The following is a 26,660-nucleotide window of genomic DNA, read 5'->3' as shown; positions in this document are numbered from 1 at the left end:
TTTTTGTATGTTATTATTTCTTTTTAATTTTTCCAGTCCACGTTTTGAATCCACCTTGTAATTGGTAGAAATCTTTGTAGCCTTGTTTCTTTAAGTATTGAGCTGCACGACCAGTACGGAATCCACTTTGGCAGTATAAGTAAACTGGTTGATCTTTGCGAAGTTCTTTATGACGAAGGCGAATTTGTGATAACGGAATGTTACGTGCGCCTAAAATATGCCCTGCAGTATATTCGTCTGCTTCGCGAATATCGATAAGCTGGGCTTTACGGTAGCCAGCGCGAAACTCTTCTTCTGAAAGTGTTTTAATTAATTTTCTCTGATAGAAATACATCCATACAGTGTAGCCGATGAACGCTACGATTACGGCTAATAAAATAATCCAAGTTGTTGACACGATTCTATCGCTCCCTTTTTTCTTATCCTACTTTCAATATTATAATGCCCGTATGTATTTATGCAACAGATTCATTTGCATATAAGAAGAAATTTCGTATTCTTTCACAAATTTTGTCGAATTTGGTAGACTAGAGAATGTGAAAAATAATTGGTTATATGAGGTGCAGGATGGGAAAAGAAAAATGGTGTTATATTAACTCTGGTCAATGTTCACCGGCATTTAATATGGCGTTAGATGAATGTTTATTAAATTGGCAAAGTGAAAAGAAAATGCCACCAACCATTCGTTTTTATGAATGGGAAGTACCAACATTAACAGTGGGATATTTCCAGCGTGTTGAAAAAGATATTAATATGGATGTAGTTAACGAAAAGAAATATGGATTCGTTCGTCGTCAAACAGGCGGCAGGGGTGTACTACATGATAAAGAATTAACGTACAGTGTTATTGTGTCTGAAGATCATCCAAATATGCCAAAAACAGTTACAGAAGCGTATCGTATTATTTCGCAAGGTTTACTAGACGGTTTTAAGGCATTAGGATTAGAAGCGTATTATGCAGTTCCAAAAACAGAAGCAGACCGTGAAAATTTAAAAAATCCACGTTCAGGCGTATGCTTTGATGCACCGTCTTGGTATGAAATTGTAGTAGAAGGAAGAAAAATCGCAGGTAGTGCGCAAACACGTCAAAAAGGTGTGATTTTACAGCACGGGTCGATTCCATTAGAAATAGATTTAGATGAATTATACGATCTGTTTTTATTCCCGAATGAACGTGTAAAAGAACGTATGAAGAGTATGTTCTCTTCTAAAGCGGTAGCAATTAATGAACTAACAGACCGTACGTTTACAATCCAGCAGTTAATTAAAGCGTTTGAGGTTGGGTTTGAAAAAGGATTAGATGTAGAGCTTGTTCCGTATGAATTAACAGAAGAACAGTTACATGAAGTGCAAACGTTAGCAAAAGAGAAGTATGAAAGTAAGGAATGGAATTATAAAAAATAAGAGGTGGCAATTGCCATCTCTTATTTTTTTTATAGTAAATTAAGTACTTTTTCTACTTTGATTCCTTTATCTTGTAAAGAACGAAGGCGATTTACAACGTCCATAATTTCTTTGTCAAATGTAACGCTAATACCTTGGCTTTGTAGTTCTCCTTTTAAGCTTTCAATAGAATCATCTATGTCGATGCCAAGCTCGTAATCTTGACAAACTTCAATTGTCTTTTTCACAAGTTTAACATAATTTTCTTGTAGTTTTGTATTTGTTTCAGTCAAAGCAGGTTGCTTCGGTTTTGCAGGAGCAACCGGTGCTGTCACTTGCTTTGTAACTGGAGTTGGTACTTCTTTTTTCACAGGTGTTGGAGTAGATAGTTCCACAGCTGCTTCTACACTTACTGGCTTCGGCGTCGGTACCGGAGTAGGCTTAGGTGTTATAGCAGGTGTTTCCACACGTGTAACAGGCTTTGGAACAGGTGTAACTGCTTTTGGCGCTTCTACAACTACTTCTTTTTTCGGCGCTGCTTCTACAGATGTTTCTTCTTGTTCAGCAGCTTCTTTATTTTCTTTACTCCACATAACGCGTTCTATTTCTAGAGAAACATTATTTTTGTTCATCGCTGTTAATGTAACTTTACCAACTTCAGCGTTTCCAGTGAAATCAACAATTTTATAAATAACACTCTTGTTCCAATCCACGTTTCCGCTCAAAAATAATTCTTCGTTACATTTCGGCGTTAAGCCCTCGATTTTAATTTCTGCGTTTACACCGTTTTCACTATATACCATAATTAGCGAAGCATTTACATCTTCGTCTGCTAACATTAGTTCACGTACCATTTTGCCGGTGCGTACTTGCGTTTTCTTCTTAACTGACATCTAATTTCTCCTCTCAAAAATTCAGTAATAATAAAAAAATCGTATAACGAAAAATAATTGCTCACGAAGATTTATGATACCGATAATAAAAGCATCACGTCAACAATTAACTTTAATTATTTTGCATTTTTCTTATTTTCTTTATGAAATTTTTCAATTTGTAAAATTAGACAGAAGAAAAACAGCCTTTTGAAAGGCTGTTAAAACGTGGAAAACTTTAATGCGTGTTAATTTTTCATCGTTTCCCATACTAACGAGAGGAGGGAAGCCTATGAAACCATTTATGCCAAAACTCGTTTACTTTGAACCGAAGGCACTCGAATATCCGCTTGGAAAAGAGCTGTATGAGAAGTTTACGAAGATGGGATTGGAAATTCGTGAAACGACATCCCATAATCAAATTAGAAATTTGCCAGGTGAAAATGATTTGCAAAAGTATCGTAATGCAAAAGCAACGCTTGTTGTTGGAGTGAGGAAGACATTAAAGTTTGATACGTCAAAACCGTCAGCTGAATATGCAATTCCGCTCGCAACGGGGTGCATGGGACATTGTCATTATTGCTATTTGCAAACGACACTTGGGAGTAAGCCTTACGTTCGCGTGTATGTGAATCTTGATGAAATATTTGAGAAGGCAAGGCAATATATGGATGAAAGAGCACCTGAAATAACAAGGTTTGAAGCGGCTTGTACATCAGATATCGTCGGAATTGATCATTTAACACATGCATTAAAGCGGGCGATTGAATTCATTGGAGAAAGTGAGCATGGGCGTTTACGTTTCGTTACGAAATATTCGCACGTTGATCATTTATTAGATGCAAAACATAATGGGAAAACTCGTTTCCGGTTTAGTATTAATTCTCGTTATGTGATTAAAAATTTTGAGCCGGGGACATCACCGTTTGAAGATCGAATTGGGGCTGCTCGCAAAGTAGCGGGGGCTAACTATCCGCTCGGATTTATAGTAGCACCAATTTATATGCATGAAGGATGGGAAGAAGGATACCGTGAGTTATTTGAAAGATTGTACAATGCATTGAAAGATATGACGATACCAAATTTATCATTTGAATTAATTCAACATCGCTTTACAAAGCCGGCAAAAAAAGTGATTCAAGAGCGTTATCCGAATACGAAGCTTGAAATGGATGAAGAGAAGCGAAAGTATAAATGGGGACGATATGGTATTGGGAAATACGTATATAAAAAAGATGACGCAGAAGTATTGGAAGAAACGATAAGAGGTTATATACATGAGTTTTTTCCTGATGCAGAAATTCAATATTTTACATAAGGGAGTCTGTATGGGAATACAGATTCTTTTTTGTTTTATATATTTAGGCTCGTTTCTACCTTGTCACGTTATTCTTTCTGGTGTATCATTTTATTGATTGCTTCGTACGGAATGAGCAAAATGAAATTGGATGGAGGAAACCGATGCCTACCCCTAGTATGGAAGATTATATTGAACAAATTTATTTGTTGATTGATGAAAAGGGTTATGCCCGTGTATCTGATATTGCTGAAGCACTTAGTGTACATCCATCCTCTGTAACAAAAATGGTACAAAAATTAGACAAAGACGAATATCTAATTTATGAAAAATATAGAGGGCTTGTATTAACATCAAAAGGTAAAAAAATCGGAGAACGTCTCGTATATCGTCATGAATTGTTAGAGCAGTTTATGCGTATTATTGGTGTGGATGAAAGTAAAATTTATAATGATGTAGAAGGAATTGAACATCATTTAAGTTGGGAATCAATTGACCGTATCGGTGATTTAGTGCAATACTTTGAACAAGATGAAGTTAGAGTGGAAACACTTCGCGGTGTTCAAAAAGCAAATGAAGAGAAAAGTAATTAAGGGGAACGTATGGCGTTTCCTTTTTTATTACAATCGAAAAGGATGGGAGAATTATGAAAGCAATTATTTTTGATTTTGATGGATTAATTGTGGACACAGAAACAATATGGTTTCACTCTTTCAGAGATGCTGTTCGTGAGTACGGCGGGGAGTTACCTTTAGAGGAATTTGCAAAATGTATTGGAACGACAGACGATGTACTGTATACATATTTAAATGGGCAATTAAAAGAGAAGTTTAACAAGCACGCATTACAAGAAAAAGTGAAAACTTTACATAAAGAGAAAATGAAAATACCAGAAGCGCGTGATGGGGTAAAAGAATATTTAGAGGAAGCGAAAGAAATGGGATTAAAAATCGCATTAGCTTCCAGTTCATCTAGAGAATGGGTTATTCATTTTTTAGAAGAGCTACAAATTCGAGATTATTTTGAAGTCATTAAAACGAGAGAAGATGTTGAGAAGGTAAAACCAGATCCAGCACTTTATCGAATTGCAATAGAGGATTTAGAAATTGAGCCATCTGAAGCTGTTGTGTTTGAAGATTCGTTAAATGGATTGAAAGCAGCGATTGCAGCAGGGTTAACGTGCGTTGTTGTGCCTAATGATGTGACACGAAATTTACCATTTGAAAATCATCACCTTCGAATTGAGAGTATGAAAGATAAAAGTCTGAAAGAAGTGCTTCAAAATATAAAAAAAGACCGTATTTCCTAAAAGGAAGCACGGTCTTTCTTTTTGTTTTTTTTACCTTCAATGACAGTTAAATGAGATTGTTTTCTTTTTCGCTTCAAAGTGGAAGGAGTGCCTTTTTTCCCTTTGTCATTAGAAGCGTTTGATTTAAAGAAAGAATTGCTTAGGGGTGCTACATTTTGTTTCCCATGTTTGCGGTTCGATTGTTTTGCAGCACGCTTATAAGAGCTTTGTGAATTTGCAGAACCACTAGAGTTTGTAAACATTTTGTAGAGTAAATAAAAGATACCAACGACAGCCAACATGATACCAATATTTCTTAACACTCCCATTGGATCTGTAATGACAGATGAAACAAGGCCGAATATTGCTAATCCGATAATAAGCACAAATATAGCGAAAGTAAACGAACGACCGTTCATAAGGGACACCTCCTAAAAACATATATTAAAATTAGTATATTAACGATGAGGAAAGGAGTTGAACACCAATTTTAAATAATTATTGTTTGTTTTCTAAACGTAATAATTCTTCAAACGATGCAATGGCTACTTCCACTTGATCGTCTGTTGGTTCTTTCGTTGTTAATAGTTGCAGCCATAATCCGGGATATCCAAGTATGCGTAATACGGGAATATCGCGTAATCGATTCGTAAATTGTAACACTTCAAAAGAAATGCCGAGAACGACTGGAATTAATAAAATACGGTTTACGACTCTGGCCCAAAGTGGATCTGTAGGGACAAGGAAATAAACAAACATTCCAATAATGACTGTAAATATAATAAAGCTACTGCCACAGCGATAATGGAGGCGAGTTTGTTTTTGAACATTTTCTACAGTCATTGGAAGATTATTCTCATAGGCATTAATTACTTTATGCTCCGCACCGTGGTACTGAAATACCCGCTTAATAAGTGGGGTTAAAGAAATAAAGTATATATAGCTCAATAATAGCATGAGCTTAATGACACTTTCGACAATGATTTGCCCTGTATGAGATGGGAAAATCGGTCTCGTTAATTCAGCTAGTAGTGCAGGAACTGCTGTGAAAATGACTTTACCGAATATGAAAGATAAAACGCCAACTGCTGCAACTCCTAATACCATCGTTAATTTCGATTGTTCTTCTTTTTTATTTGCAATTTGTTCGTCTTCTTCTGGATGGATATCAAATCGTTCTGAAGCAAAGTTTAAATGTTTTGCACCGTTCGCACTTGCATCCACAATAGCGGCAATCCCTCGTAAAAATGGAATTTTTTTTAGGATAGATAATGCTTTATTACGAACGCGTGGTAATCGATAAAATTCAATCGATTTATCTTTACGACGAACCGCTGTAACAGTATATTCTCTACCGCCAAACATAACTCCTTCTATGACTGCTTGCCCGCCATATATTTGTTTTGACTCTTCTGCCATGTTAACACCAACCTGTATTTGTTTCTCTCTTATGTAGAAAAAGAGGCAATTGTCATACTGGGTTCTGTCATTTCGAAATAAGACAATCACCGAGTTTCCTTTATTTTATCGACAAATACAAGTAGATGACAAGGGGAAATGTTACGAGAGTCGGACATTTCTTATTCTTTTTATAGACAAATTTCGCAGTATTTAAACATGGTTCAAAATAGTTTCGGGCATACTATTGAGCGGAGGTGTCGATGTGAGTCAAGAACAATTAGGAACAAGGAATTTTGTGCAAATTGGTTTATTTGGTGGACTCTTTTGGGGAGGAATATGGTATTTCCTTCATATATTTTCATTTACGGAAGCGGGACCGAATTATTTACTATTACCATTTGCCTTTGGAAGCTGGAAAGAAGGGGTATGGGGCAATGTGTCAGGAATTGTTTGTATGGCACTACTTTCGATTTTAATTGCCTTTTTGTATAAAGCGTTTTTGGCAAAGTTTGAAGGAATTCTTCCAGGAATGATTTACGGTCTATTTTGGTGGGCGTTACTATTTTTCGGAATGGGGTTACTAGCACCCGCTATTAAAAGTGCACTCCATTTACCAAAAGAAACAATTGTGACGACAATATGTATTTTTATATTGTATGGTGTGTTTATAGCATACTCTGTTTCCTACGCAGTAAATACCAATAAAGCTGAGCGAGAAGGAGAGGAGAAGACAAACTATTCAAACAAGTAACTCCTATGTTAAAATGTTGTATAGACATTTAATATTAAGGAGTTTTAAGCATATGAAAAAGGTACTCCTCGTAAACGGTCCTAACCTAAATCGCCTCGGTGTTCGTGAGGTAAATGTATATGGCAAGGGCACGCTAGCGACACTTGAAGCAGATATGAAGCAAGAAGCAGAAACAATGGGAGTGGAGTTAGAATGTTTCCAATCGAATCATGAAGGTGCGATTATCGATCGTATTCATGAGGCGGAAGATATATATGAAGGGATCATTTTAAATCCTGGAGCATTTACGCATTATAGCTATGCGATTCGAGATGCAATTGCGAGCGTTTCGATTCCTGTTATTGAAGTACATATTTCTAACATTCACCAGCGTGAATCATTCCGTCATGAATCTGTGACGGCGGCTGTTTGTGCGGGACAAATTGTTGGATTTGGTTTTTATGGCTATAAGTTAGCGTTATTTGCATTAATGGAGAAACTGAGGGAGGCATAAAGTAATGGAGAAGATTGAAAAATTAAGAAGTGCATTTGATGAGACTGGTATTGACGGTATTTTGTTAACAAATGAACATAGTCGTAGATATATGGCTAACTTCACAGGAACAGCTGGTGTTGTACTGATTTCGAAAAACCGTGCTCAATTTATTACGGATTTCCGTTACGTAGAGCAGGCTAGTAAACAAGCGGTTGGATACGAGATTGTACAGCATGCAGGATTAATCATTGATGAAGTTGCAAATCAAGTGAAGGAACTAGGAATTCAAAAGCTTGGCTTTGAGCAAGATACTCTTACATATAGTTCTTATTCAGCGCATAAAGAAGCGATCGATGCTGAATTTATCCCAACTTCTGGGCTTGTAGAAAAGTTACGCTTGATAAAGACTGATTCAGAGATTAAGATATTAAAGGAAGCTGCACAGATTGCAGATGCTGCCTTTGAACATATTCTATCATTCATTCGCCCGGGAGTATCTGAAATTGAAGTGTCAAATGAACTTGAATTTTTCATGAGAAAACAAGGAGCAACATCTTCTTCGTTTGATATTATCGTTGCTTCAGGTCTTCGTTCGGCATTACCGCACGGCGTGGCATCTGAAAAAGTGATAGAAACAGGAGATTTCGTTACATTAGACTTCGGCGCTTATTACAAAGGATATTGCTCTGATATTACTCGTACGATTGCAGTTGGTGAACCATCTGATAAATTGAAAGAAATTTATAATATCGTTTTAGAAGCACAACTACGTGGTGTGAACGGTATTAAAGCTGGTTTAAGTGGCCGCGAGGCGGATGCGTTAACGCGCGATTACATAACGGAAAAAGGATACGGTGAATACTTCGGACACTCTACTGGTCATGGAATCGGTCTTGAAATCCATGAAGCACCAGGTTTAGCGTTCCGTTCTGATACAGTACTTGAACCAGGTATGGCTGTAACAGTAGAACCAGGTATTTATATTCCAGGTATTGGCGGCGTACGTATTGAAGATGATATCATTGTAACAAGTGAAGGTAATGAAGTAATTACGAAATCACCAAAAGAACTTATTATTTTGTAATACACAGGAGGATTTTTTTACATGATTTCAGTAAACGATTTTCGTACAGGTTTAACAATTTCAGTGGACAATGCCCTTTGGCAAGTACTTGATTTCCAACACGTAAAGCCAGGTAAAGGTGCTGCATTCGTTCGTTCTAAACTACGTAACATTCGCACAGGTTCTGTTCAAGAGAAAACATTCCGTGCAGGTGAGAAAGTAGAAAAAGCACACATCGAAAACCGTCGTATGCAATACTTATACGCAAGCGGTGAGGCTCACGTATTTATGGATAACGGAACTTATGAGCAAATCGAACTTGGTGAAAACCAAATCGAGCGCGAGCTTAAATTCCTAAAAGAAAACATGGAAGTATCTATTATGACTTACCAAGGCGAAGTACTTGGTGTTGAACTTCCGAACACAGTTGAATTAAAAGTGTCAGAAACAGAGCCTGGTATTAAAGGGGATACAGCTTCTAACGTAACAAAACCAGCTACATTAGAAACTGGTCTTGTTGTACAAGTACCAATCTTCATTAACGAAGGCGAAATGCTTATCATCAACACTGGTGAAGGTAAATACGTTTCTCGTGCATAGTAGAAAAGCACTCGTGATCATCACGAGTGCTTTTTTTTATAGAAAATAGGGCAAATAATAAATCGCTGTTATAACAAAACTAACTAAGACAAGTGAAAGGGTACCCATAATATATGGAGTCAAAACAATTTGAAATGGTTTTATCTCGCCAGTCTCAACGCCAGTTAATGTTTTACTTATTGCGTGATCTGTAATGTTGTTTCTATGATTACTCATAATAATGAACCACGTAATTGCAAATATCGCTAAACTACCAAGGAAAAAGGCCTCCATAAATGACCAACCGACCAATAATGAAAAAAGATAAATAAGAGCTAATTCTACTACAATAGTTAAACTAATTTTCAATACCTTCATATTTTCCCCCCTCAATTTCTAATTCCAGCCAATTTAAAAAATTTTCGCGTGATACGACATGCAGTACGCAAGGTGATTTTACTTCTCTCTCTAATGCAGCATGTTCGTCTGGAAATTTATCTTCCACATGCAATGAAATATAAGGTAGTTTCTCTTGTGCTTTTAACGAGCGGATATTAGTCGTTTTAGCACCAGCAAATACGTATGTAAGTTGTAAGTCTAAAAAAGCGATTTTTAAAATTTCTTTTTTGGCAGCCTCATTATAGCCTTTTCCCCAGTATGGATAACCAAGCCAACTGCCAATGTGAGATTGCTTTTTCTCATAATTAATATGTTTAAGCGTGGTGAGACCAATTATTTCATTCGCTTCATTTACAATCACTCTCGATAACGATTTTTTCTACCTGTATTCCTAATGCATTTTTTATGTGTGGATCACTTGATAGCTCAAAAATCACATTTGCATAGCGTAAATCGAGTGGTACTAAAGTAACGTGCTGCATCGTCTATACCCCTTTTAAATTAAATATACCATAAATTAATGAGAATATTCAGATTTAACAAAGGCGTTAGAGAAAAAATATGTTTTTACTTCTGAAATAGACAACCTCTGCATATGGTTGTACAAATATATTCTTTTTTGGAGTGCAGCACTAGTAACCGTTATGGGAGAAGGTGGGAGAATGAAACAGTGGCTAGCGGCAATGGAAACATCCGTGCTTGTGATGGGGTTACTTCGGTTGTTTTCAGGTAGCGCGGAAATATTCGCCGCTTTGCTTATGCTTTATGTGAATGATGCGAAGAAAGCATTGTTTATAAATGGTATGTTGGCGTTTGTTGGACCGACCGTATTAATTTTAACAATGACAATAGGCATAGCGAGTGTGGCAAGTGAGATTTCCTTCTTGAAACTCTTTTTTCTAGCGCTTGGAATTGGCTGCATTTTTATCGCGCTGTTGAAATAGTAAGTCGAGTATAGTGGGGAGAAGCTGATGAAAGAAGTATTAGAAGTTTTACCGAAAACGATGAAGCAGCTAGTGGAAAGTTGTAAGTGGTGCGATGCTCTAGAGGAAATTCGTGTTCGAATTGGAAGACCGCTAGAGTGTATTGCGCATGGAGAAGTGTTTTTTTATGACTATATCGTTACAGCAGAGGATGCAATCTATTTACTAAATAAGTTAAGTCAATTCTCAATTTATACGATGGAAGAGGAGTTAAAACGTGGGTATGTGACACTTCGAGGAGGACATAGAATCGGCTTAGCGGGAAAAGTCATTACAGAAAAAAGCGCAGTGAAAATGATTCGGGATGTCTCTTCCTTTAATATTCGTATTGCTCGTCAAAAAATAGGAATTGCTGAACCACTTTTGCCGTACTTGTATAAATCACGCTGGTTAAACACGATGGTAATTGGCCCACCGCAAACGGGGAAAACAACACTTTTAAGAGATGTAGCACGTTGCATGAGTCAAGGTGTAAGTGCTTCAAAAATTCCTTCTTGTAAAGTGGGGATTGTTGATGAACGGTCAGAAATTGCAGGTTGTGTGAAAGGCATCCCGCAATATGATTTTGGCACACGAGTAGATGTGTTAGACGCATGTCCAAAAGCTGAAGGAATGATGATGATGATTCGTTCTATGAGCCCAGATATATTAATTGTGGATGAAATTGGTCGTAAAGAAGATAGTGAAGCAATTATGGAGGCAGTACATGCGGGGGTTCAGCTTTTTATAAGCGCACATGGATTTTCTTATGATGATGTGGTGAAGCGCCCATCACTAAAGGCAGTGCTAGAGCTCGGCGTATTTGATAGGTTTGTGGAATTGTCAAAAGCAAGAGGGCCAGGAACAGTAATGCAAGTGAAAGATAAAGATGGAAAATCGGTATTACCTCATAGAAAGGTGCAAGGCGTATGGTGAAAATATTTGGTGCAGTGTTAATCGTTGCCGTCAGTACCTTTTTCGGGTTTTCATACGCTAAAAGGTACAGTGAGAGACCGAGGCAACTTAGATTATTGAAAGCGGCACTTCAATCACTAGAAGCAGAAATTATGTACGGGCATACACCTTTATCAGAAGCCGCTGAGCGATTAGTGAAACAAATGCCGAAGCCACTAAATTGGATATTTCAAAGTTTCGCTAGAAGGTTAGAAAGTGGAGAACAAACAGTTAGAGAGGCTTGGATAGATAGTTTGAAAGAAAATTGGAAGCTAACAGCGTTTCAACAAACTGAGTATGAGATTTTGCAACAATTCGGTGAAACGCTTGGACAACATGATCGTGAATCACAACAAAAACATATTCGCTTATGTATTACGCATTTAGAGAGAGAAGAAGAAGAAGCGAAAGCATTACAACTACAATACGAAAAAATGATTAAGAGCTTAGGGGTACTAGCGGGGCTACTTATCGTAATTTTACTGCTATAGGAGGGAGAAAGGCGATGTCCATTGATGTTGGATTAATATTTCAAATCGCCGGAATCGGCATTGTTTTAGCTTTCATTCATACCGTACTAAAAGAATTAAAGAGAGAGGATATTGCAAATTGGGTTATCCTTGTCGGTTTTGTCGTTATTTTATTTCATGTCGCATTTTTAATTAATACTTTATTCGACAAGATTAAAAGTGTCTTTCTCTTCCAGTAAAGGAGGCGGTTCGCATCGAAATTATACAAATTGTCGGATTAGGCCTCGTTGCTACGTTTTTAGCAGCTGTACTGAATCAGCATAAATCTAGCATTACGTCGTTATTTATTGTGTTCGTAGGTAGCGTGATGTTCCTTCTTTTAATCGATCAAATTCACGCTATTTTACAAATGATTGAGAGAGTAGCGAGTGAAGCAAAAGTTAGCAACGTGTATGTAGAAACGTTGCTAAAAATTATAGGGATTGCTTATATTGCTGAGTTTGGAGCACAAATTACAAAAGATGCAGGGCAAGGTGCAATCGCTTCGAAAATTGAATTAGCTGGAAAGATTCTAATTCTCGTTATGGCGATTCCTATTTTAACGGTTGTAATTGAAACTATTCTCGGATTTTTACCGACGGGATAAGGGGGAGTGAATGTTGAGGGGCTTTGGAGCTAAGCTGCTATTTGCTTGCTTCCTTTTCTTTTCTTTACCGGTTGTTGTACAAGCTTCTCCTGTAGAAACAAACGTCGTTGATCAACAATTGGATAAGCTCGGAATTGAAGATGTGAAGCAATTTTGGGACGGGCTTGTTACAAAATATGGAGGTTATTTACCAGAAAGTCAAAAAGGTAGCTTTATGGAGTTTGTAAAGGGAGAAAAAGAAGTTTCTATAAAAGAGTGGATGCTTGGTTTATTAAAGTATTTATTTCACGAGCTTGTTGCAAATGGGAAGCTACTGGGAACGCTCATTATGCTTACAATTTTCAGTGCATTGTTGCAATCACTGCAATCTGCATTTTCAAAGAGTAGTGTAAGTAAAATTGCCGATGCGGTTGTATATATGGTACTTATTATTTTCGCTTTAAATAGTTTTTATGTCGTTATGACATATGCCAGAGAAACGATACAAACAATGGTGGATTTCATATTAGCGCTATTGCCAATTTTGCTTGCACTCATAGCAACGGGAGGCGGTGTTGTATCTGTAGCGTTTTTTCATCCGATTATCATCTTCTTAATGAACACGAGTGGGCTTTTGATGAATTATATCGTTCTACCACTTTTATTACTTGCAACGATATTAAGTATTGTAAGTACGATGAGTGATCAATATAAAGTTACGAAATTGTCCAAGCTTCTGCAAAACGTTAGTGTTGGGATTATCGGTATTTTTTTAACGATTTTTTTAGGGGTATTATCTGTACAAGGAACAGCGACAGCTGTTGCTGATGGAATCGCTGTGAAAACTGCTAAATTTGTAACAGGGAACTTTATTCCTGTAGTAGGAAGAATGTTTACAGAGGCGGCGGATACTGTTATTAGTGCGTCGGGATTATTAAAAAACACCGTCGGAATTATTGGGCTCGTCATCCTATGTCTAATTGTCGCTTTTCCAGCGATTCAAATCTTTTGTATCGCGTTTATTTATAAATTCGCAGCAGCAGTATTACAGCCAGTTGGCGGCGGAGCAATTATTCAATGTTTAGATATCATTGGACGGAGCATCATTTATGTATTTGCTTGCTTAGCTATCGTATCGTTTATGTTCTTTTTAAGTATCACAATTATTATTGCTGCGGGGAACATTACACTTATGATGCGGTAGGAGGTGAAGGGTATGCAATTTGTTACAGAGTGGATTAGAAATATTATCGTTTTTTTACTCTTAGCGACAATGCTTCATCTTATTCTTCCAAATTCAAATTTGCAAAAGTACGTTAAATTCGTTGTAAGTCTATTATTAGTTGTATTAATCTTAACGCCTCTTTTTAAACTATTGCAAACAGATGTAAATGAAGTAATCGCAAATTTTAATGAAGAGAAGTATGTAGCAGAAGGATCTGTAAAAAATTCAATAGATTCGAAGAAAAAAGAAATACAAGCTCTAACACGTGCATATAGTTTAGAAGAGATGGCTACCAAAATGAAAAAAGAAGTAGGAAAAGAGTTCGAGAAAAAGTATGGTATGACAGTCTCTGAAATACAAATAGTCGCAGCGGAAAGTACAACGGAAGTAAAGTCAGCGAAAGATATTCAATCTGTTGTTGTGACGTTGAAAGAAAAAGAACGTAGTAAAAATGATGCAATCGAAACAGTAAAGCCAGTTGAAATTAACATGAAAGAACCGCCGAAAAAAGTAGAAGAAACGAATGTAGAAATGCAAGACTTCTTTTCAAGCAGGTGGCAACTAGAGAATAAACAAATCCAAGTTCAAATGGAAGGGAGGACAGGTGGAGTAAATGGACAATAAAGATAAAAATTCGAAATTCTCATTTTTTCGAAACTTATTGAATGGGGATGAAAAGGAAAGCAATGAGAAGGGAAAAAAGGTAACACCTAAGTTTTTACTTGTCCTACTCATACTTGGGATTTTGCTTATGTTTTCTAGTAGTTTATTTTCAAGTAAAAAAGAAGAAGTACCTGTATTTAAAGAACAAAAAACGCAAAACCAAGAAAAAGATGTACCAACTTTCGGACAAAAAAGTAACGATAGTATGTCAAATGTAGAAAAGTATGAAAAAGCGTATGAACAAGAATTAAAAGCAGCTTTAGAAGAAATAGCAGGAGTAAAAGATGTAACGATTAAAGTGAATTTGGATTCATCAGAAGAAAAAATATTAGAAAAAAATACAGTGAAACGTTCACAAACAACAGGTGAAACAGATAAAACAGGCGGTAAGAGGGAAGTAGAAGATGAGTCTCTTGATGAAAAGACCGTCATTATACGTGAAGGGGATAAAGAAACTCCCGTTGTTTTACGAACAGAGAAACCGAAAGTACGAGGTGTTCTTGTCGTAGCAAAAGGAGTGGATAATATACAAGTTAAAGCGATGGTAAAAGAAGCTGTAATACGGCTATTAGATGTACCAGCCCATCGCGTTTCAGTTTCACCGAAAAATTGATAGGGAGGAAATAAAGTGTTAAAAAAACAAACGGTTTGGCTATTAACGATGTTAAGTTTAGTTGTTGTACTATCTGTGTATTACGTAACAACTCCTGACAAAATGAATACAGCATCGCCGGCGACAGGTGAAAAGATTGGACAAGAAAAACAAGGTACTGATAAAGCAGTAACAAACGAAGCACCTAAAGAAACGCCAAAAAAAGAAAATACAAGCAAGGAAACATCAAATAAAGAAACAAATAAAGAAACAGACAAAAAAGAGAGTGCTAACAAAGAAACAAGTAAAAAAGATGCTAACGTAACAGTTCAATCAAGTGATGAAAATTTCACAGCGTTACGTATGCAAATGGAAGATCAGCTAAGTGAACAAAAATCAAGATTACAAGAAGTGATGAATTCAGCAAAATCTTCAGCAACAGAAAAGAGTAAAGCGAAAGATAATTTTGATGCAATTACTACAATGGAAACGAAGCAAGAATTACTTGAGACAGTGATTAAGTCTCAAGGAGGATATAAAGATGCCCTTGTAAGAGCTGATGGAACTGATATTAGAGTAACTGTAAAAGCAGCAAAGCATTCACAAAAAGAAGCGAATAAAATTATACAACTTGTAAGAAGTGAAGGCGGATCAAAAGATGTAGGTGTGAAATTTGATCCACCAACAAAATAAAAACTAATAATCCGCGGGGAAATTCCCCGCGGATTATTAGTTTTTACGAATCGGATTGTTTGAAAATAGTTAATTGATGAAAATAATAATAGAAAAAAGCTATCATTTTCGATAGCTTTTTTCTATTTCGTCTTTGTAGTTGTTTTTACTATGCTCAACTCGGAACGGAGAGATACGTTGTGAGTAAAAGATTAGCGGTTCATGGTAGCGATGGTTACTTTTTCCGGATTTGACGTGGATGAAGAGAACGAATGCCCAGACCATTACGGCAGGTAAGAAGAGAATGAGCCATATCATATGTCCACACCTCGATACGATATATTTTCTACACTTTGAACATACTATTCTTATATGAAGGAATGATGAACGGTGTGTAAACAAAAAAATAATATTTGGTAAAAATATGTTATTGACTATAGATGAGGTGAAGAGTGGAGCGGTAATTATCTGTTTATTGTGTAGCCTTTTGAAAAAGTAAGGAATGTTTTTGAGGAAGTGGTCTTGCCAATTTCATGTGAAACTTGGTATTATTACTAGGTAATAAATTTTTATTGGAATAATATTTTTACAGGAGTTTCGATTTATTATAAAGAAATATAAATTGGAATGTTTAAAAAATTTATCGTAAGATGGAAATAGTAACTATTTCTATTAGGAAATGAAATGCATTTTCTAATAGAGTACATCGTATTTTTACAGTCAATCTAGTTTTAGTGACGAGAATCTGTAAAAACGGGACAAACAAGAGTATGGGAGTGGATTTTACATGTTTAAAATTCAAGAAGTTCGTGAATTAATTAAATTAATTGATAGCTCTAATATTGATGAATTTGAATACAAAAAAGATGGTACGACAATCAAAATGAAAAAGCGTGGTAATGAAGTTGTTGCGGTGCAAGCACCTGTAGCAAAACAAGCCGTGCAACCAGTAGCACCTGTTGAAGTTGAAACAACAGTAGCGGCAGCACAAGTGGAAGTACCAAATCAAGAAGAGAAAAAATCTGTTCAAAATGAGAACCTACATAAAATTACATCACCGATGGTAGGTACATTCTATTCTTCTTCTTCGCCTGATACACCTGCATATGTAAGTGTAGGGGATAGAGTATCGAAAGATTCTATTGTATGTATTGTCGAGGCTATGAAGTTATTTAACGAAATCGATGCTGATGTAGATGGCGAAATTGTTGAGATTCTTGTTAATAATGGACAGCTTGTGGAGTATGGACAACCGCTATTTCTTGTAAAAGCGTAATAAGGGAGTCTTTGTGATGATAAAAAAAGTATTAATAGCCAATCGTGGGGAAATTGCTGTACGAATTATTCGTGCTTGTAAAGAAATGGATATTGAAACAGTCGCAATTTATTCAGAAGCAGATAAAGAGTCACTTCACGTACAAATTGCTGATGAGGCGTATTGTGTAGGACCAACGATTTCGAAAGAAAGTTATTTAAATTTGACGAACATTATTAGTGTTGCGAAGTTAACAGGCTGCGATGCTATTCATCCGGGATACGGATTTTTAGCAGAGAATGCAGATTTTGCAGAGTTATGCCGTGAATGTAACTTAATTTTTATCGGTCCAAGTCCAGAAGCTATTTCAAAGATGGGCACAAAAGACGTTGCTCGTGATACAATGAAAGAAGCAGGGGTTCCGATTGTACCAGGTTCACAAGGGATTATTAAAAATACCGAAGAAGCGATCGAGCTTGCTAATCAAATTGGATATCCAGTTATTATTAAAGCGACAGCAGGTGGCGGCGGAAAAGGTATTCGTGTCGCACGTCATGAAGAAGAGCTTGTAAAAGGAATTCAAATTACACAGCAAGAAGCTAGTACCGCTTTTGGGAACCCTGGTGTATACTTAGAAAAGTACGTTGAAGATTTCCGCCATGTTGAGATTCAAATAATGGCAGATACACATGGGAATGCCATTCATTTAGGAGAGCGTGATTGTACAATTCAGCGCCGCTTGCAAAAACTATTAGAAGAAAGTCCATCACCTGCACTTGATGAAAATGTGCGCAAGCAGATGGGTGAGGCGGCAGTTAAAGCAGCGGTAGCAGTTGATTATACAGGTGCTGGTACGGTTGAGTTTATTTATGAATATAAAACGAAAACCTTTTATTTCATGGAGATGAATACGAGAATTCAAGTTGAGCATCCAGTTACTGAAATGGTAACAGGGATGGATTTAATTAAAGAACAAATTCGTGTTGCTTCTGGAGAAAAGTTATCGTTACAGCAAGAAGAAGTACAATTTAATGGTTGGGCAATGGAATGTCGAATTAATGCGGAAAACCCTGCCAAAAAATTTATGCCATCTCCAGGTAAAGTAGAAATGTACTTGCCACCAGGCGGATTTGGTATTCGCGTCGATTCAGCTGTATATCCGGGATATTCAATCCCACCTTTCTATGATTCGATGGTTGCTAAATTAATTGTTCACGGGAAAACACGTGAAGAGGCAATTGCAAAAATGAAGCGAGCGCTTAGTGAATTTGTCATCGAAGGCGTACATACAACAATCCCGTTCCATTTGCAATTGCTAGATCATCCTGATTTTGTAAAAGGTGAGTTTAATACGAAATTTTTGGAAGAGCATGAACTTGTGACGCAGTGATACATTAAAGGAGGTTTTTTTCATGGCTGAACATATGTTAGATATGGGTCAAGATACAACTCTTGGTAAAGTAGAAATTGCACCAGAAGTAATTGAAGTAATCGCAGGTATTGCAGCTGCTGAGGTAGAAGGTGTAGCGGCAATGCGTGGGAATTTTGCTACAGATGTTGTTGAGAAGTTAGGTAAGAAAAATCATGGTAAAGGTGTAAAGGTTGAATTAGCAAACGAAGATATTATCGTTGACCTTTATGTTGTGATGTATTTTGGCGTAGCGATTCCGGTTGTTGCACAAAAGATTCAAGACAACATTCGCCAAGCACTCTTTACAATGACAGGGCTTGAGCCAAAAGAAGTGAATGTTCACATCGTTGGCGTAACATTCGAAACACAAAAAACAGAAATCGAACCAGTGTAAGAATGAAAAAGGTGCCTAGTAACATAGGCATCTTTTTTATCGTTTCATTTCTTCACAAATAAAAACCCTCTAATTATTATACTATTTCAAAAAATAAGAAATCAAAAAGAAAATGTTTCGTTTTTCCAAAAAACGTACATTGTGATAAGATATGGAACTTGAAGTTAATCTTTTTATTATTTTTCAGCCTTGTAACCCGTGTGTGAAACGATAAATTGTGTTATTATCATTGTATTATAAGGTTGGAAAATCAATGAAAACTGTAAGAGTAAGTGAATTGACGGCTTATAAATTATAATAATATAACAAAGCATAAGGAAAGACTTGAAGCATAAAGGAGAGTTACAATGAAACGTAGGACGGCTAGAGAAAGAGCTATGCAAGCATTATATCAAATGGATATTACAGGTGAATTAGAACCGAAAGTAGCGGTGGAAAACACGCTAGATGAAGGTGAAGAAACAAATGAGTTTCTAGAATCACTTGTAGTAGGTTTTGTAGAAAATAAAGAAGTAATTGATGAAGCGATTCGTCAAAACTTAAAAAAATGGAAGCTTGAGCGTATTAGTATTGTTGATCGCAGTATTTTACGTGTAGCTGTGTATGAAATGAAATACATGGAAGAAATTCCACACAACGTAACAATTAACGAGGCAATTGAAATTGCTAAAACATTTGGGGATGAGGAATCTCGTCGTTTTATTAACGGCGTTTTATCTAATATAAAAGATACACTGTAATTTCTTTAAGGGGGAATCTTAAAATGGTAGCAGTAATCATCAAAGGAAATGAAGTTGCGGAGAAAAAACGAGCACAATTAACAGAAGAAGTTGTGAAGTTGAAAGCGCAAGGGATTGTACCAGGATTAGCAGTTATTCTAGTTGGAGAAGATCCAGCATCTCGTTCTTATGTAAAAGGAAAAGAAAAGGGCTGTGAACAAGTAGGAATCTATTCAGAGCTAATTGAACTTCCTGAAACAATTACTGAGGAGCGTTTGCTTGCTGAAATCGATCGCTTAAATGGCGATGACCGTATTAATGGCATATTAGTGCAATTACCTTTACCAAAACATATTGAAGAAAAAGCTATCATTGAAAGAATTTCACCAGAAAAAGATGTAGATGGATTTCACCCAATCAGCGTGGGACGTATGATGACGGGACAAGATACATTCCTTCCATGTACACCGCACGGTATTGTAGAATTAGTAAAAGAAACAAATCTTGATATCTCGGGAAAACATGTTGTAGTAATTGGAAGAAGTAATATTGTCGGCAAGCCAGTGGGGCAATTGTTCTTAAATGAAAATGCAACTGTCACATATTGTCATTCTAAAACGCAAAATATGAAAGAGTTAACGAAGTTAGCTGATATTTTAATCGTAGCTGTTGGACGACCTAAAATGGTAACAGCTGATTATATTAAAGAAGGAGCGGTTGTAATCGACGTTGGTGTAAACCGTTTAGAAACAGGTAAACTTTGTGGTGATGTTGACTTTGACAACGTGTTAGATGTTGCAGGTTACATTACACCTGTACCAAAGGGTGTTGGTCCAATGACGATCACAATGCTTCTTCATAATACTGTTGAATCTGCTAAACGTGCAGGTGTCGTTTGTAAATAATTTGAGTCGGCTATGAGGAGAGAGAAATGGAGAAACAATATTTAACCGTTACAGCGTTAACACGCTATATAAAAACAAAAATAGAATATGATCCGCATTTACAGTCTGTTTGGTTAAAAGGTGAAATTTCCAACTTTAAAAATCATAGTCGTGGCCACATGTACTTTACATTGAAAGATGAAAATGCAAGAATCGCAACGGTTATGTTTGCGGGTCATAATCGTAATATTAAATTCAGACCTGAAAATGGGATGAAGGTACTTGTGAAGGGGAAAATTTCCGTTTACGAGGCGAGTGGTTCTTATCAAATTTATATTCAAGATATGCAGCCTGACGGAGTCGGAAACCTGCATTTAGCTTACGAACAATTAAAGGTTCGTTTAGAGGAAGAAGGTTTGTTTTCTCAAGTTTATAAAAAAACAATTCCTCCTTATGCTAAAACAATAGGTGTGATTACGTCGCCAACAGGGGCAGCGATTCGTGATGTTATAACAACGATTAAACGTCGTTATCCAATTGGAAATGTTATTGTGTTTCCGGTACTTGTACAGGGGGAGTCAGCAGCTCCCTCAATTGTACAAGCGATTCGTACAGCGAATGCAATGGGAGAGATAGATGTCCTAATCGTTGGGCGCGGGGGAGGCTCTATTGAAGAATTATGGGCTTTCAATGAAGAAATGGTAGCAAGGGCAATCTTTAAGAGTGATATCCCTATTATTTCGGCAGTAGGACATGAAACGGACTTTACAATTGCGGATTTTGTTGCCGATTTACGTGCGCCAACACCGACTGCAGCAGCTGAGCTGGCAGCGCCTAACATTATAGAGTTACAAGAAAAGGTATTACAAAGAACTCTAAGATTGCAAAGAGCAATGAGAGAGTTAGTACATAAAAAAGAAGAAAAACTACAAGTATTGCAAAAATCTTATGCGTTCCGTTATCCAAGACAAGTATATGAGCAAAAAGAAGAGCAATTAGATAGAGCGTTAGAACAGCTTGTGTTAGCGAAAGAGCGCTATATTGATAAAAAGGTAAATCAGTTAAAACAGCTTTCATTCTATTTAGAGAAGCACCACCCATCTCAAAAAATTATGCAAACGAAGGTAGCAGTTGAAACATTGCAAAAGCAATTGCAACGTGAAATGCAAACATTACTTCAAACGAAAGAATTTGCCTTTGTAAGAGCTGCTCAAAAACTTGAAGCGTTAAGTCCGCTTAAAGTAATGATGAGAGGGTACGGGCTTGTATATGATGAAGAGAAGCAAGTGTTAAAAAGTGTGAAAGATGTCAGCCTTGGAGATGCTGTTTCAGTTCAATTACAAGATGGAATACTAGATTGTAGCGTATCAGGCATAGAGGAGCGTGAATTGAATAATGGAAAATAAATTAAGTTTTGAAGAGGCAATTTCGCAACTTGAGCATCTCGTTTCTAAGCTAGAACAAGGTGACGTACCTTTAGAAGAAGCAATCTCTTATTTTAAAGAGGGTATGGAATTATCTAAGCTTTGTGATGAGAAGTTGAAGAACGTACAAGAACAAATGGCAGTTATTCTTGGGGAAGATGGAGAGCTTGAACCGTTTACTGCTTTAGGAGATGAAGCATAGTGACTGTTGCTTTTGATACTTTTTTGAAAGAAAGTAAAACTTTCGTAGAAGAGAAGCTTGTAAGCTATGCAAATGAATTACAATGTCCAAATGTACTTCGTGAAGCGATGGCATATTCTTTGGAAGCGGGTGGGAAGCGTCTCCGCCCGTTACTTTTATTTGCAACATTACAAGCGTTTGGTAAAGAAAAAAATCTTGGAGTAGGTGCAGCTTGTGCTCTTGAAATGATACATACATACTCGTTAGTTCATGATGATTTACCTTGTATGGATGATGATGATTTAAGAAGAGGGAAGCCCACAAATCATAAAGTATTTGGTGAAGCGATGGCAGTTTTAGCAGGCGATGGTTTGTTGACGTATGCTTTTCAAGTTATTATGGCATATGAACAAAAGGAAATTACTGCTGAGAAAAAAGTAAGACTTGTACTTGAGCTTGCAAAAGCGGCAGGGCCAGAAGGAATGGTTGGCGGACAAGTGGCGGATATGGAAGCTGAAGGAAAACAGCTTACGATTGATGAGTTGGAGTATATTCATAAGCATAAGACTGGGAAACTACTTGAATTCGCTGTACTTGCAGGATCGATACTTTCAGATGCCACAGAAGAACAAGAAGAAAAGTTACTTGCGTTTGCAAAATATATCGGTCTAGCGTTCCAAATTCGAGATGATATTTTAGATGTGGAAGGAACCGAAGAAGAGATCGGAAAACCGATTGGTAGTGATGTTTCCAACGAAAAGAGCACATATACGACGTTATTTACTGTAGATAGAGCAAAGGATATTTTAGAAGAAACAATTGCAAAGGCAAAAGATGCTATTGGTTCCTTGCAATTACAAGATGAATATTTACTATCTATTTGCGATTTGATTGCAAAACGTAATAACTAATATAACAGCGTTTCCATTTGTTGAGTCATTCATCATTTTATGATATAAATGTAGGAAAAGGTTTTTCTTTTCTTGTTATTGGCAAAAATATATGTAGATTACATTGCCGTTATCACTTCGTGTTAGCGGCTATTTTTTTCATCGCCTAAAGAAATATGGTTTATAATAGGATTAGGGCGCAATAGACTGGTTAATAGCAGGACAAGGCGAAAAATAAAAAAGAGAATTTCTTGTTTTGTGTAAATGTTTTTTATAATATTTGACATGTTGACAGATTATGAAATGAAAGTGAGTGATCCATGTGGATCTAACGCAAATTCAAAACCCTAGTTTTTTGAAAGATATGTCTATCAGTGAACTAGAGGGATTGAGTGAGGATATTCGTAAGTTTTTAATTGAAGAGCTCTCTCAAACAGGTGGACATATTGCACCTAATTTAGGTGTAGTAGAACTCACAATTGCTCTGCATAAATTATTTGATAGCCCGAATGATAAATTTTTATGGGACGTAGGACATCAATCCTATGTACATAAAATTTTAACAGGACGTGCAAAAGAATTCGGTACATTAAGGCAATATCAAGGTTTATGTGGTTTCCCAAAACGTTGCGAGAGTGAGCACGATGTATGGGAAACTGGCCATAGCTCGACATCATTATCTGCTGCAATGGGAATGGCTCTAGCACGTGATTTAAAGAAAACGAAAGAATATGTTATACCAATCATTGGAGATGGTGCTTTAACAGGCGGAATGGCTTTAGAGGCATTGAACCATATTGGACATGAAAAAACAGACATGATTGTTATTTTGAATGATAATGAAATGTCAATTGCGCCAAACGTTGGCGCGCTTCATAATGTGCTTGGACGTCTACGTACCGCAGGAAAATACCATTGGGTAAAAGACGAACTAGAGTATATATTGAAGAAAATCCCAGCAGTCGGTGGGAAAGTTGCTGCAACAGCAGAGAAAATAAAAGATAGTCTTAAATATTTACTAGTATCCGGTGTCTTTTTCGAAGAGTTAGGCTTTACATATTTGGGTCCAGTTGATGGGCACGATTATGAAAAGTTATTCGAAACGTTGCAATATGCAAAGAAAACAAAAGGCCCAGTGCTTGTTCATGTTATTACGAAAAAAGGAAAAGGTTATAAACCAGCTGAGAGTGATGTTATTGGAACTTGGCATGGAACAGGACCTTATAAAATTGAATCAGGTGACTTCGTTAAACCGAAAGAAGTTGCACCAGCGTGGAGTGCTGTTGTTAGTGATACAGTACTTAAGCTAGCGAGAACGGATGAGCGTATCGTTGCAATTACACCTGCAATGCCTGTTGGATCGAAACTTGAGAAATTCCAAAAAGAATTCCCGGATCGTATGATTGATGTAGGTATTGCAGAACAGCATGCTACAACAATGGCAGCGGGTATGGCAACACAAGGTATGAAGCCATTCCTTGCAATTTATTCAACATTTTTACAAAGAGCATATGACCAAGTTGTTCATGATATATGCCGCCAAAATTTAAATGTCTTCATCGGAATCGATCGCTCCGGATTAGTAGGAGCAGATGGTGAAACGCATCAAGGTGTATTTGACATCTCATTCTTACGCCACTTGCCGAATATGGTAATTATGATGCCAAAAGATGAAAATGAAGGGCAACATTTAGTATATACGGCGATGCAATATGAAGATGGACCAATCGCATTACGTTATGCGCGCGGTAATGGACTTGGTGTTCCTATGGATGAGGAATTAAAGGCGATTCCAATCGGTTCATGGGAAACGTTAAAAGAAGGTACACAAGCGGCTATTTTAACATTTGGTACGACAATACCAATGGCAATGGAAGCAGCTGAGCGTCTTGAAAAGGCTGGAGTTTCAGTGAAAGTAGTGAATGCTCGCTTTATTAAACCGATGGATGAAGCATATTTACATGATCTCTTAGGGAAAAATATACCGATTTTAACGATTGAAGAAGCGTGCTTGATCGGTGGTTTTGGAACGGGAGTAGTTGAATTTGCGTCTGAGAACGGGTACCATAGTGCGTTAATTGAACGAATGGGTATTCCAGATCGTTTCATAGAGCACGGTAGTGTAACAAAATTATTAGAAGAAATCGGTTTAACGACAGATGCTGTTGTAGACCGTATTCATACAATGATTCCATCAAAACAAAAAAGGGCGTAACAAATGAGTGCAAAAAAAGAAAGAGTAGATGTACTATTAGTAGAGCGAGGAATTATAGAAACACGTGAGAAAGCAAAACGCGCCATTATGGCCGGACTTGTATATGCGAATGAGATGAGACTTGATAAGCCAGGAGAGAAAATCCCACAAGATACAGAGATTACGGTGAAGGGACAAGTTATGCCGTATGTAAGCCGTGGTGGTTATAAACTCGAAAAGGCACTAGAGACATTTCATCTTGATTTACAAGATAAAGTTATGATAGATATTGGTTCATCAACTGGTGGCTTTACAGATTGTGCGCTTCAAAATGGAGCGAAATTATCTTATGCATTAGATGTAGGGTACAATCAACTTGCATGGAAATTGCGTCAAGATGAGCGTGTTGTTGTAATGGAACGAACAAACTTCCGTTACGTGACACCAGCAGACTTAGAGCGTGGTTTACCGCAATTTGCGAGTATCGATGTTTCATTTATATCATTAAAGCTTATATTGCCAGTTTTAAAAACAATGCTTATGCCGAATGGGGATGTAGCAGCGTTAATTAAACCTCAGTTTGAAGCTGGAAGAGAGCAAGTTGGGAAAAAAGGTATCGTTCGTGATCGAAAAGTACATGAAGCTGTCGTGGAAATGATTGTCGATTTTGCTGTAAAAGAAGGATACGATGTAGAAGGTTTAACATTCTCACCAATTACGGGCGGGGATGGTAATATTGAATTTTTAATTCATCTGAAATGGCATGGTGAACGTGAGAATGGCGAAAATCATTCTCCAGTTTCTGTTGAGCAAGTAGTTACAGAGGCGCATGATGTCCTAAAACAAAAAGGTAAAGGGGAATAACATATGTTGTTCCTCTTTTTGTTGTAATTGTATAATGATTGTAAAAACAATTGTGTACAAGTAACGAATTATAAGTTAACATAAATAAGTGAAGTATACCAATGTTTAAACTATGGTAAGAGATAGTGTGAGGTGCAAATGTATGAATAAAGGTCAGCGCCATATTAAAATCAGGGAAATTATTGCGAACAAAGAAATTGAAACACAAGATGAATTAGTTGATATTTTACGTAATGAGGGATTTAATGTAACGCAAGCAACAGTATCGCGCGATATTAAAGAATTGCACTTAGTGAAAGTGCCATTACATGATGGTCGCTATAAATATAGCTTGCCAGCAGATCAACGATTTAACCCGTTACAAAAATTAAAACGAAATCTAGTGGATTCATTTGTAAAATTAGACACGGCAGGACATATGCTTGTGCTAAAAACATTGCCTGGTAACGCTCATTCACTTGGAGCACTTATTGATCATTTAGAGTGGGATGAGATCATCGGAACCATCTGTGGTGATGACACTTGCTTAATTATTTGCCGTACACCTGAAGATACAGGTGTTGTCTCTGATCGTTTCTTAAATATGTTGTAACAAAAAAATCTTGTTTGCTTTCCTCTGTAAAGTGGAAAGTGAACAGGATATTTTTATTGGTTAAAAATGTGGATTTTTAATTGTAATATAATATTTTCTTTGAATAAAATTAGAAAATAGGTGGATTGACCCGTAAAACAAATGTTTGGTACAATGGAGCGGTTAGAAAAGTAATTTATAC

At 36.9% G+C, this 26,660-nt stretch carries 34 protein-coding genes and 1 pseudogene; 28 read left to right on the top strand and 7 right to left on the bottom strand.

Annotated features, from left to right (window positions below):
- Nucleotides 1-13 precede the first annotated feature (13 nt).
- A complete protein-coding gene (locus ACXY7N_RS12030; RefSeq protein ID WP_000108656.1) occupies nt 14-397 on the bottom strand; it encodes a rhodanese-like domain-containing protein in 384 nt (127 codons plus the stop codon).
- A 170-nt stretch (nt 398-567) separates the two neighbouring features.
- Between ACXY7N_RS12030 and ACXY7N_RS12025 the strand changes: the two genes are divergently transcribed.
- Nucleotides 568-1,404, top strand: coding sequence for a lipoate--protein ligase family protein (locus ACXY7N_RS12025; protein WP_016086306.1), 837 nt, complete (start codon nt 568-570; stop codon nt 1,402-1,404).
- A gap of 29 nt (nt 1,405-1,433) precedes the next feature.
- Here ACXY7N_RS12025 and ACXY7N_RS12020 read toward each other — a convergent pair whose 3' ends face one another.
- Nucleotides 1,434-2,276, bottom strand: coding sequence for a hypothetical protein (locus tag ACXY7N_RS12020; protein ID WP_016086307.1), 843 nt, complete (start codon nt 2,274-2,276; stop codon nt 1,434-1,436).
- 271 nt (nt 2,277-2,547) lie between these two features.
- Here ACXY7N_RS12020 and splB point away from each other — a divergent pair, with 271 nt between their 5' ends.
- The 3 genes from splB (at nt 2,548) to ACXY7N_RS12005 (ending at nt 4,861) form a co-directional block, all read left to right on the top strand.
- Nucleotides 2,548-3,573, top strand: coding sequence for a spore photoproduct lyase (splB, locus tag ACXY7N_RS12015; RefSeq protein ID WP_016135329.1), 1,026 nt, complete (start codon nt 2,548-2,550; stop codon nt 3,571-3,573).
- 143 nt (nt 3,574-3,716) lie between these two features.
- The gene (gene mntR, locus ACXY7N_RS12010) at nt 3,717-4,145 is read left to right on the top strand and encodes a transcriptional regulator MntR (protein WP_001143080.1); all 429 of its coding nucleotides are present in this window, start codon (nt 3,717-3,719) and stop codon (nt 4,143-4,145) included.
- A gap of 53 nt (nt 4,146-4,198) precedes the next feature.
- A complete protein-coding gene (locus tag ACXY7N_RS12005; RefSeq protein WP_016086309.1) occupies nt 4,199-4,861 on the top strand; it encodes an HAD family hydrolase in 663 nt (220 codons plus the stop codon).
- Here ACXY7N_RS12005 and ACXY7N_RS12000 read toward each other — a convergent pair.
- Nucleotides 4,858-5,259, bottom strand: a complete 402-nt coding sequence (locus ACXY7N_RS12000; RefSeq protein WP_001978909.1) for an SA1362 family protein — start codon at nt 5,257-5,259, stop codon at nt 4,858-4,860. The genes ACXY7N_RS12005 and ACXY7N_RS12000 overlap by 4 nt on opposite strands.
- A 79-nt stretch (nt 5,260-5,338) precedes the next feature.
- Nucleotides 5,339-6,259 (bottom strand): DUF1385 domain-containing protein, encoded by a 921-nt coding sequence (locus tag ACXY7N_RS11995; protein WP_016086310.1) that lies wholly within the window; start codon nt 6,257-6,259, stop codon nt 5,339-5,341.
- A gap of 244 nt (nt 6,260-6,503) precedes the next feature.
- Here ACXY7N_RS11995 and ACXY7N_RS11990 point away from each other — a divergent pair, with 244 nt between their 5' ends.
- From ACXY7N_RS11990 to efp, 4 genes are read left to right on the top strand one after another with little or no spacing between them, the layout of a single operon-like run.
- The gene (locus ACXY7N_RS11990; protein WP_016086311.1) at nt 6,504-6,992 is read left to right on the top strand and encodes a YqhR family membrane protein; all 489 of its coding nucleotides are present in this window, start codon (nt 6,504-6,506) and stop codon (nt 6,990-6,992) included.
- A 52-nt stretch (nt 6,993-7,044) separates the two neighbouring features.
- Entirely contained in the window at nt 7,045-7,485 is a 441-nt protein-coding gene (aroQ, locus tag ACXY7N_RS11985) for a type II 3-dehydroquinate dehydratase (RefSeq protein ID WP_016086312.1), read from the top strand.
- A 4-nt stretch (nt 7,486-7,489) separates the two neighbouring features.
- Entirely contained in the window at nt 7,490-8,551 is a 1,062-nt protein-coding gene (gene pepQ / locus ACXY7N_RS11980) for a Xaa-Pro dipeptidase (RefSeq protein ID WP_016135328.1), read from the top strand.
- Nucleotides 8,552-8,572: 21 nt separating this feature from the next.
- Nucleotides 8,573-9,130 carry an elongation factor P gene (gene efp, locus ACXY7N_RS11975; RefSeq protein ID WP_016086314.1) on the top strand — a complete coding sequence of 186 codons (558 nt, stop codon included), beginning with the start codon at nt 8,573-8,575 and terminating at the stop codon, nt 9,128-9,130.
- A 36-nt stretch (nt 9,131-9,166) separates the two neighbouring features.
- Here efp and ACXY7N_RS11970 read toward each other — a convergent pair whose 3' ends face one another.
- Nucleotides 9,167-9,487: a hypothetical protein gene (locus ACXY7N_RS11970; RefSeq protein ID WP_016086315.1), complete on the bottom strand. Its 321-nt coding sequence runs from the start codon at nt 9,485-9,487 to the stop codon at nt 9,167-9,169.
- A pseudogene (locus tag ACXY7N_RS11965) lies at nt 9,468-9,990 on the bottom strand (GNAT family N-acetyltransferase). Before ACXY7N_RS11965 ends, ACXY7N_RS11970 begins: the two are co-directional and overlap by 20 nt.
- Before the next feature lie 180 nt (nt 9,991-10,170).
- Between ACXY7N_RS11965 and ACXY7N_RS11960 the strand changes: the two are divergent.
- From ACXY7N_RS11960 to ACXY7N_RS11920, 9 genes are read left to right on the top strand one after another with little or no spacing between them, the layout of a single operon-like run.
- The gene (locus tag ACXY7N_RS11960; RefSeq protein WP_000816054.1) at nt 10,171-10,452 is read left to right on the top strand and encodes a YqhV family protein; all 282 of its coding nucleotides are present in this window, start codon (nt 10,171-10,173) and stop codon (nt 10,450-10,452) included.
- Between the two features lie 27 nt (nt 10,453-10,479).
- Nucleotides 10,480-11,406: a stage III sporulation protein AA gene (spoIIIAA, locus tag ACXY7N_RS11955; RefSeq protein WP_016086318.1), complete on the top strand. Its 927-nt coding sequence runs from the start codon at nt 10,480-10,482 to the stop codon at nt 11,404-11,406.
- Entirely contained in the window at nt 11,400-11,915 is a 516-nt protein-coding gene (gene spoIIIAB, locus ACXY7N_RS11950; protein ID WP_016086319.1) for a stage III sporulation protein SpoIIIAB, read from the top strand. The genes spoIIIAA and spoIIIAB overlap by 7 nt, the downstream gene beginning before the upstream one ends.
- A 14-nt stretch (nt 11,916-11,929) precedes the next feature.
- Nucleotides 11,930-12,133, top strand: coding sequence for a stage III sporulation protein AC (spoIIIAC, locus tag ACXY7N_RS11945; protein WP_000020914.1), 204 nt, complete (start codon nt 11,930-11,932; stop codon nt 12,131-12,133).
- A gap of 23 nt (nt 12,134-12,156) precedes the next feature.
- Complete coding sequence (gene spoIIIAD / locus ACXY7N_RS11940; RefSeq protein WP_077317075.1) at nt 12,157-12,540, top strand: stage III sporulation protein AD; 384 nt, start codon at nt 12,157-12,159, stop codon at nt 12,538-12,540.
- 10 nt (nt 12,541-12,550) lie between these two features.
- The gene (spoIIIAE, locus tag ACXY7N_RS11935; protein WP_016086320.1) at nt 12,551-13,723 is read left to right on the top strand and encodes a stage III sporulation protein AE; all 1,173 of its coding nucleotides are present in this window, start codon (nt 12,551-12,553) and stop codon (nt 13,721-13,723) included.
- Nucleotides 13,724-13,735: 12 nt separating this feature from the next.
- The gene (gene spoIIIAF, locus ACXY7N_RS11930; RefSeq protein WP_016086321.1) at nt 13,736-14,368 is read left to right on the top strand and encodes a stage III sporulation protein AF; all 633 of its coding nucleotides are present in this window, start codon (nt 13,736-13,738) and stop codon (nt 14,366-14,368) included.
- The gene (gene spoIIIAG / locus ACXY7N_RS11925; RefSeq protein WP_016086322.1) at nt 14,358-15,020 is read left to right on the top strand and encodes a stage III sporulation protein AG; all 663 of its coding nucleotides are present in this window, start codon (nt 14,358-14,360) and stop codon (nt 15,018-15,020) included. Before spoIIIAF ends, spoIIIAG begins: the two co-directional genes overlap by 11 nt.
- A gap of 15 nt (nt 15,021-15,035) precedes the next feature.
- Complete coding sequence (locus ACXY7N_RS11920) at nt 15,036-15,692, top strand: SpoIIIAH-like family protein (protein ID WP_016086323.1); 657 nt, start codon at nt 15,036-15,038, stop codon at nt 15,690-15,692.
- A 102-nt stretch (nt 15,693-15,794) separates the two neighbouring features.
- Here ACXY7N_RS11920 and ACXY7N_RS11915 read toward each other — a convergent pair whose 3' ends face one another.
- Entirely contained in the window at nt 15,795-15,989 is a 195-nt protein-coding gene (locus tag ACXY7N_RS11915) for a hypothetical protein (protein ID WP_061658350.1), read from the bottom strand.
- A 469-nt stretch (nt 15,990-16,458) separates the two neighbouring features.
- On the opposite strand from ACXY7N_RS11915, the gene accB reads away from it, so the two are divergent.
- The 11 genes from accB to argR all read left to right on the top strand — a co-directional run bounded on the left by accB (nt 16,459) and on the right by argR (nt 26,479).
- Nucleotides 16,459-16,947: an acetyl-CoA carboxylase biotin carboxyl carrier protein gene (gene accB / locus ACXY7N_RS11910; RefSeq protein WP_016086324.1), complete on the top strand. Its 489-nt coding sequence runs from the start codon at nt 16,459-16,461 to the stop codon at nt 16,945-16,947.
- Nucleotides 16,948-16,963: 16 nt separating this feature from the next.
- Entirely contained in the window at nt 16,964-18,316 is a 1,353-nt protein-coding gene (gene accC, locus ACXY7N_RS11905) for an acetyl-CoA carboxylase biotin carboxylase subunit (protein WP_016086325.1), read from the top strand.
- Between the two features lie 22 nt (nt 18,317-18,338).
- Nucleotides 18,339-18,731: an Asp23/Gls24 family envelope stress response protein gene (locus ACXY7N_RS11900; protein ID WP_000807630.1), complete on the top strand. Its 393-nt coding sequence runs from the start codon at nt 18,339-18,341 to the stop codon at nt 18,729-18,731.
- A 347-nt stretch (nt 18,732-19,078) separates the two neighbouring features.
- Entirely contained in the window at nt 19,079-19,471 is a 393-nt protein-coding gene (gene nusB / locus ACXY7N_RS11895) for a N utilization substance protein NusB (RefSeq protein WP_000830249.1), read from the top strand.
- Nucleotides 19,472-19,494: 23 nt separating this feature from the next.
- Nucleotides 19,495-20,355 carry a bifunctional methylenetetrahydrofolate dehydrogenase/methenyltetrahydrofolate cyclohydrolase FolD gene (gene folD / locus ACXY7N_RS11890; protein WP_016086326.1) on the top strand — a complete coding sequence of 287 codons (861 nt, stop codon included), beginning with the start codon at nt 19,495-19,497 and terminating at the stop codon, nt 20,353-20,355.
- A gap of 26 nt (nt 20,356-20,381) precedes the next feature.
- Nucleotides 20,382-21,740 carry an exodeoxyribonuclease VII large subunit gene (gene xseA, locus ACXY7N_RS11885; RefSeq protein ID WP_016086327.1) on the top strand — a complete coding sequence of 453 codons (1,359 nt, stop codon included), beginning with the start codon at nt 20,382-20,384 and terminating at the stop codon, nt 21,738-21,740.
- Entirely contained in the window at nt 21,730-21,960 is a 231-nt protein-coding gene (gene xseB, locus ACXY7N_RS11880; RefSeq protein WP_000428423.1) for an exodeoxyribonuclease VII small subunit, read from the top strand. The genes xseA and xseB overlap by 11 nt, the downstream gene beginning before the upstream one ends.
- Nucleotides 21,960-22,850: a (2E,6E)-farnesyl diphosphate synthase gene (ispA, locus tag ACXY7N_RS11875; RefSeq protein ID WP_016086328.1), complete on the top strand. Its 891-nt coding sequence runs from the start codon at nt 21,960-21,962 to the stop codon at nt 22,848-22,850. Before xseB ends, ispA begins: the two co-directional genes overlap by 1 nt.
- A gap of 301 nt (nt 22,851-23,151) precedes the next feature.
- Nucleotides 23,152-25,044 (top strand): 1-deoxy-D-xylulose-5-phosphate synthase, encoded by a 1,893-nt coding sequence (gene dxs / locus ACXY7N_RS11870; RefSeq protein ID WP_016135327.1) that lies wholly within the window; start codon nt 23,152-23,154, stop codon nt 25,042-25,044.
- A 3-nt stretch (nt 25,045-25,047) separates the two neighbouring features.
- On the top strand, nt 25,048-25,887 hold the full coding sequence (locus ACXY7N_RS11865) for a TlyA family RNA methyltransferase (protein ID WP_016086330.1): 840 nt from the start codon (nt 25,048-25,050) through the stop codon (nt 25,885-25,887).
- A 142-nt stretch (nt 25,888-26,029) separates the two neighbouring features.
- On the top strand, nt 26,030-26,479 hold the full coding sequence (gene argR / locus ACXY7N_RS11860; RefSeq protein WP_001032581.1) for an arginine repressor ArgR: 450 nt from the start codon (nt 26,030-26,032) through the stop codon (nt 26,477-26,479).
- The last annotated feature ends 181 nt before the right edge of the window (nt 26,480-26,660 follow it).

This window comes from Bacillus sp. 5w2 (assembly GCF_054353775.1).
The sequence above is the reverse complement of the archived record's forward strand: the minus strand, read 5'-3'. Positions and strand labels throughout refer to the sequence as shown.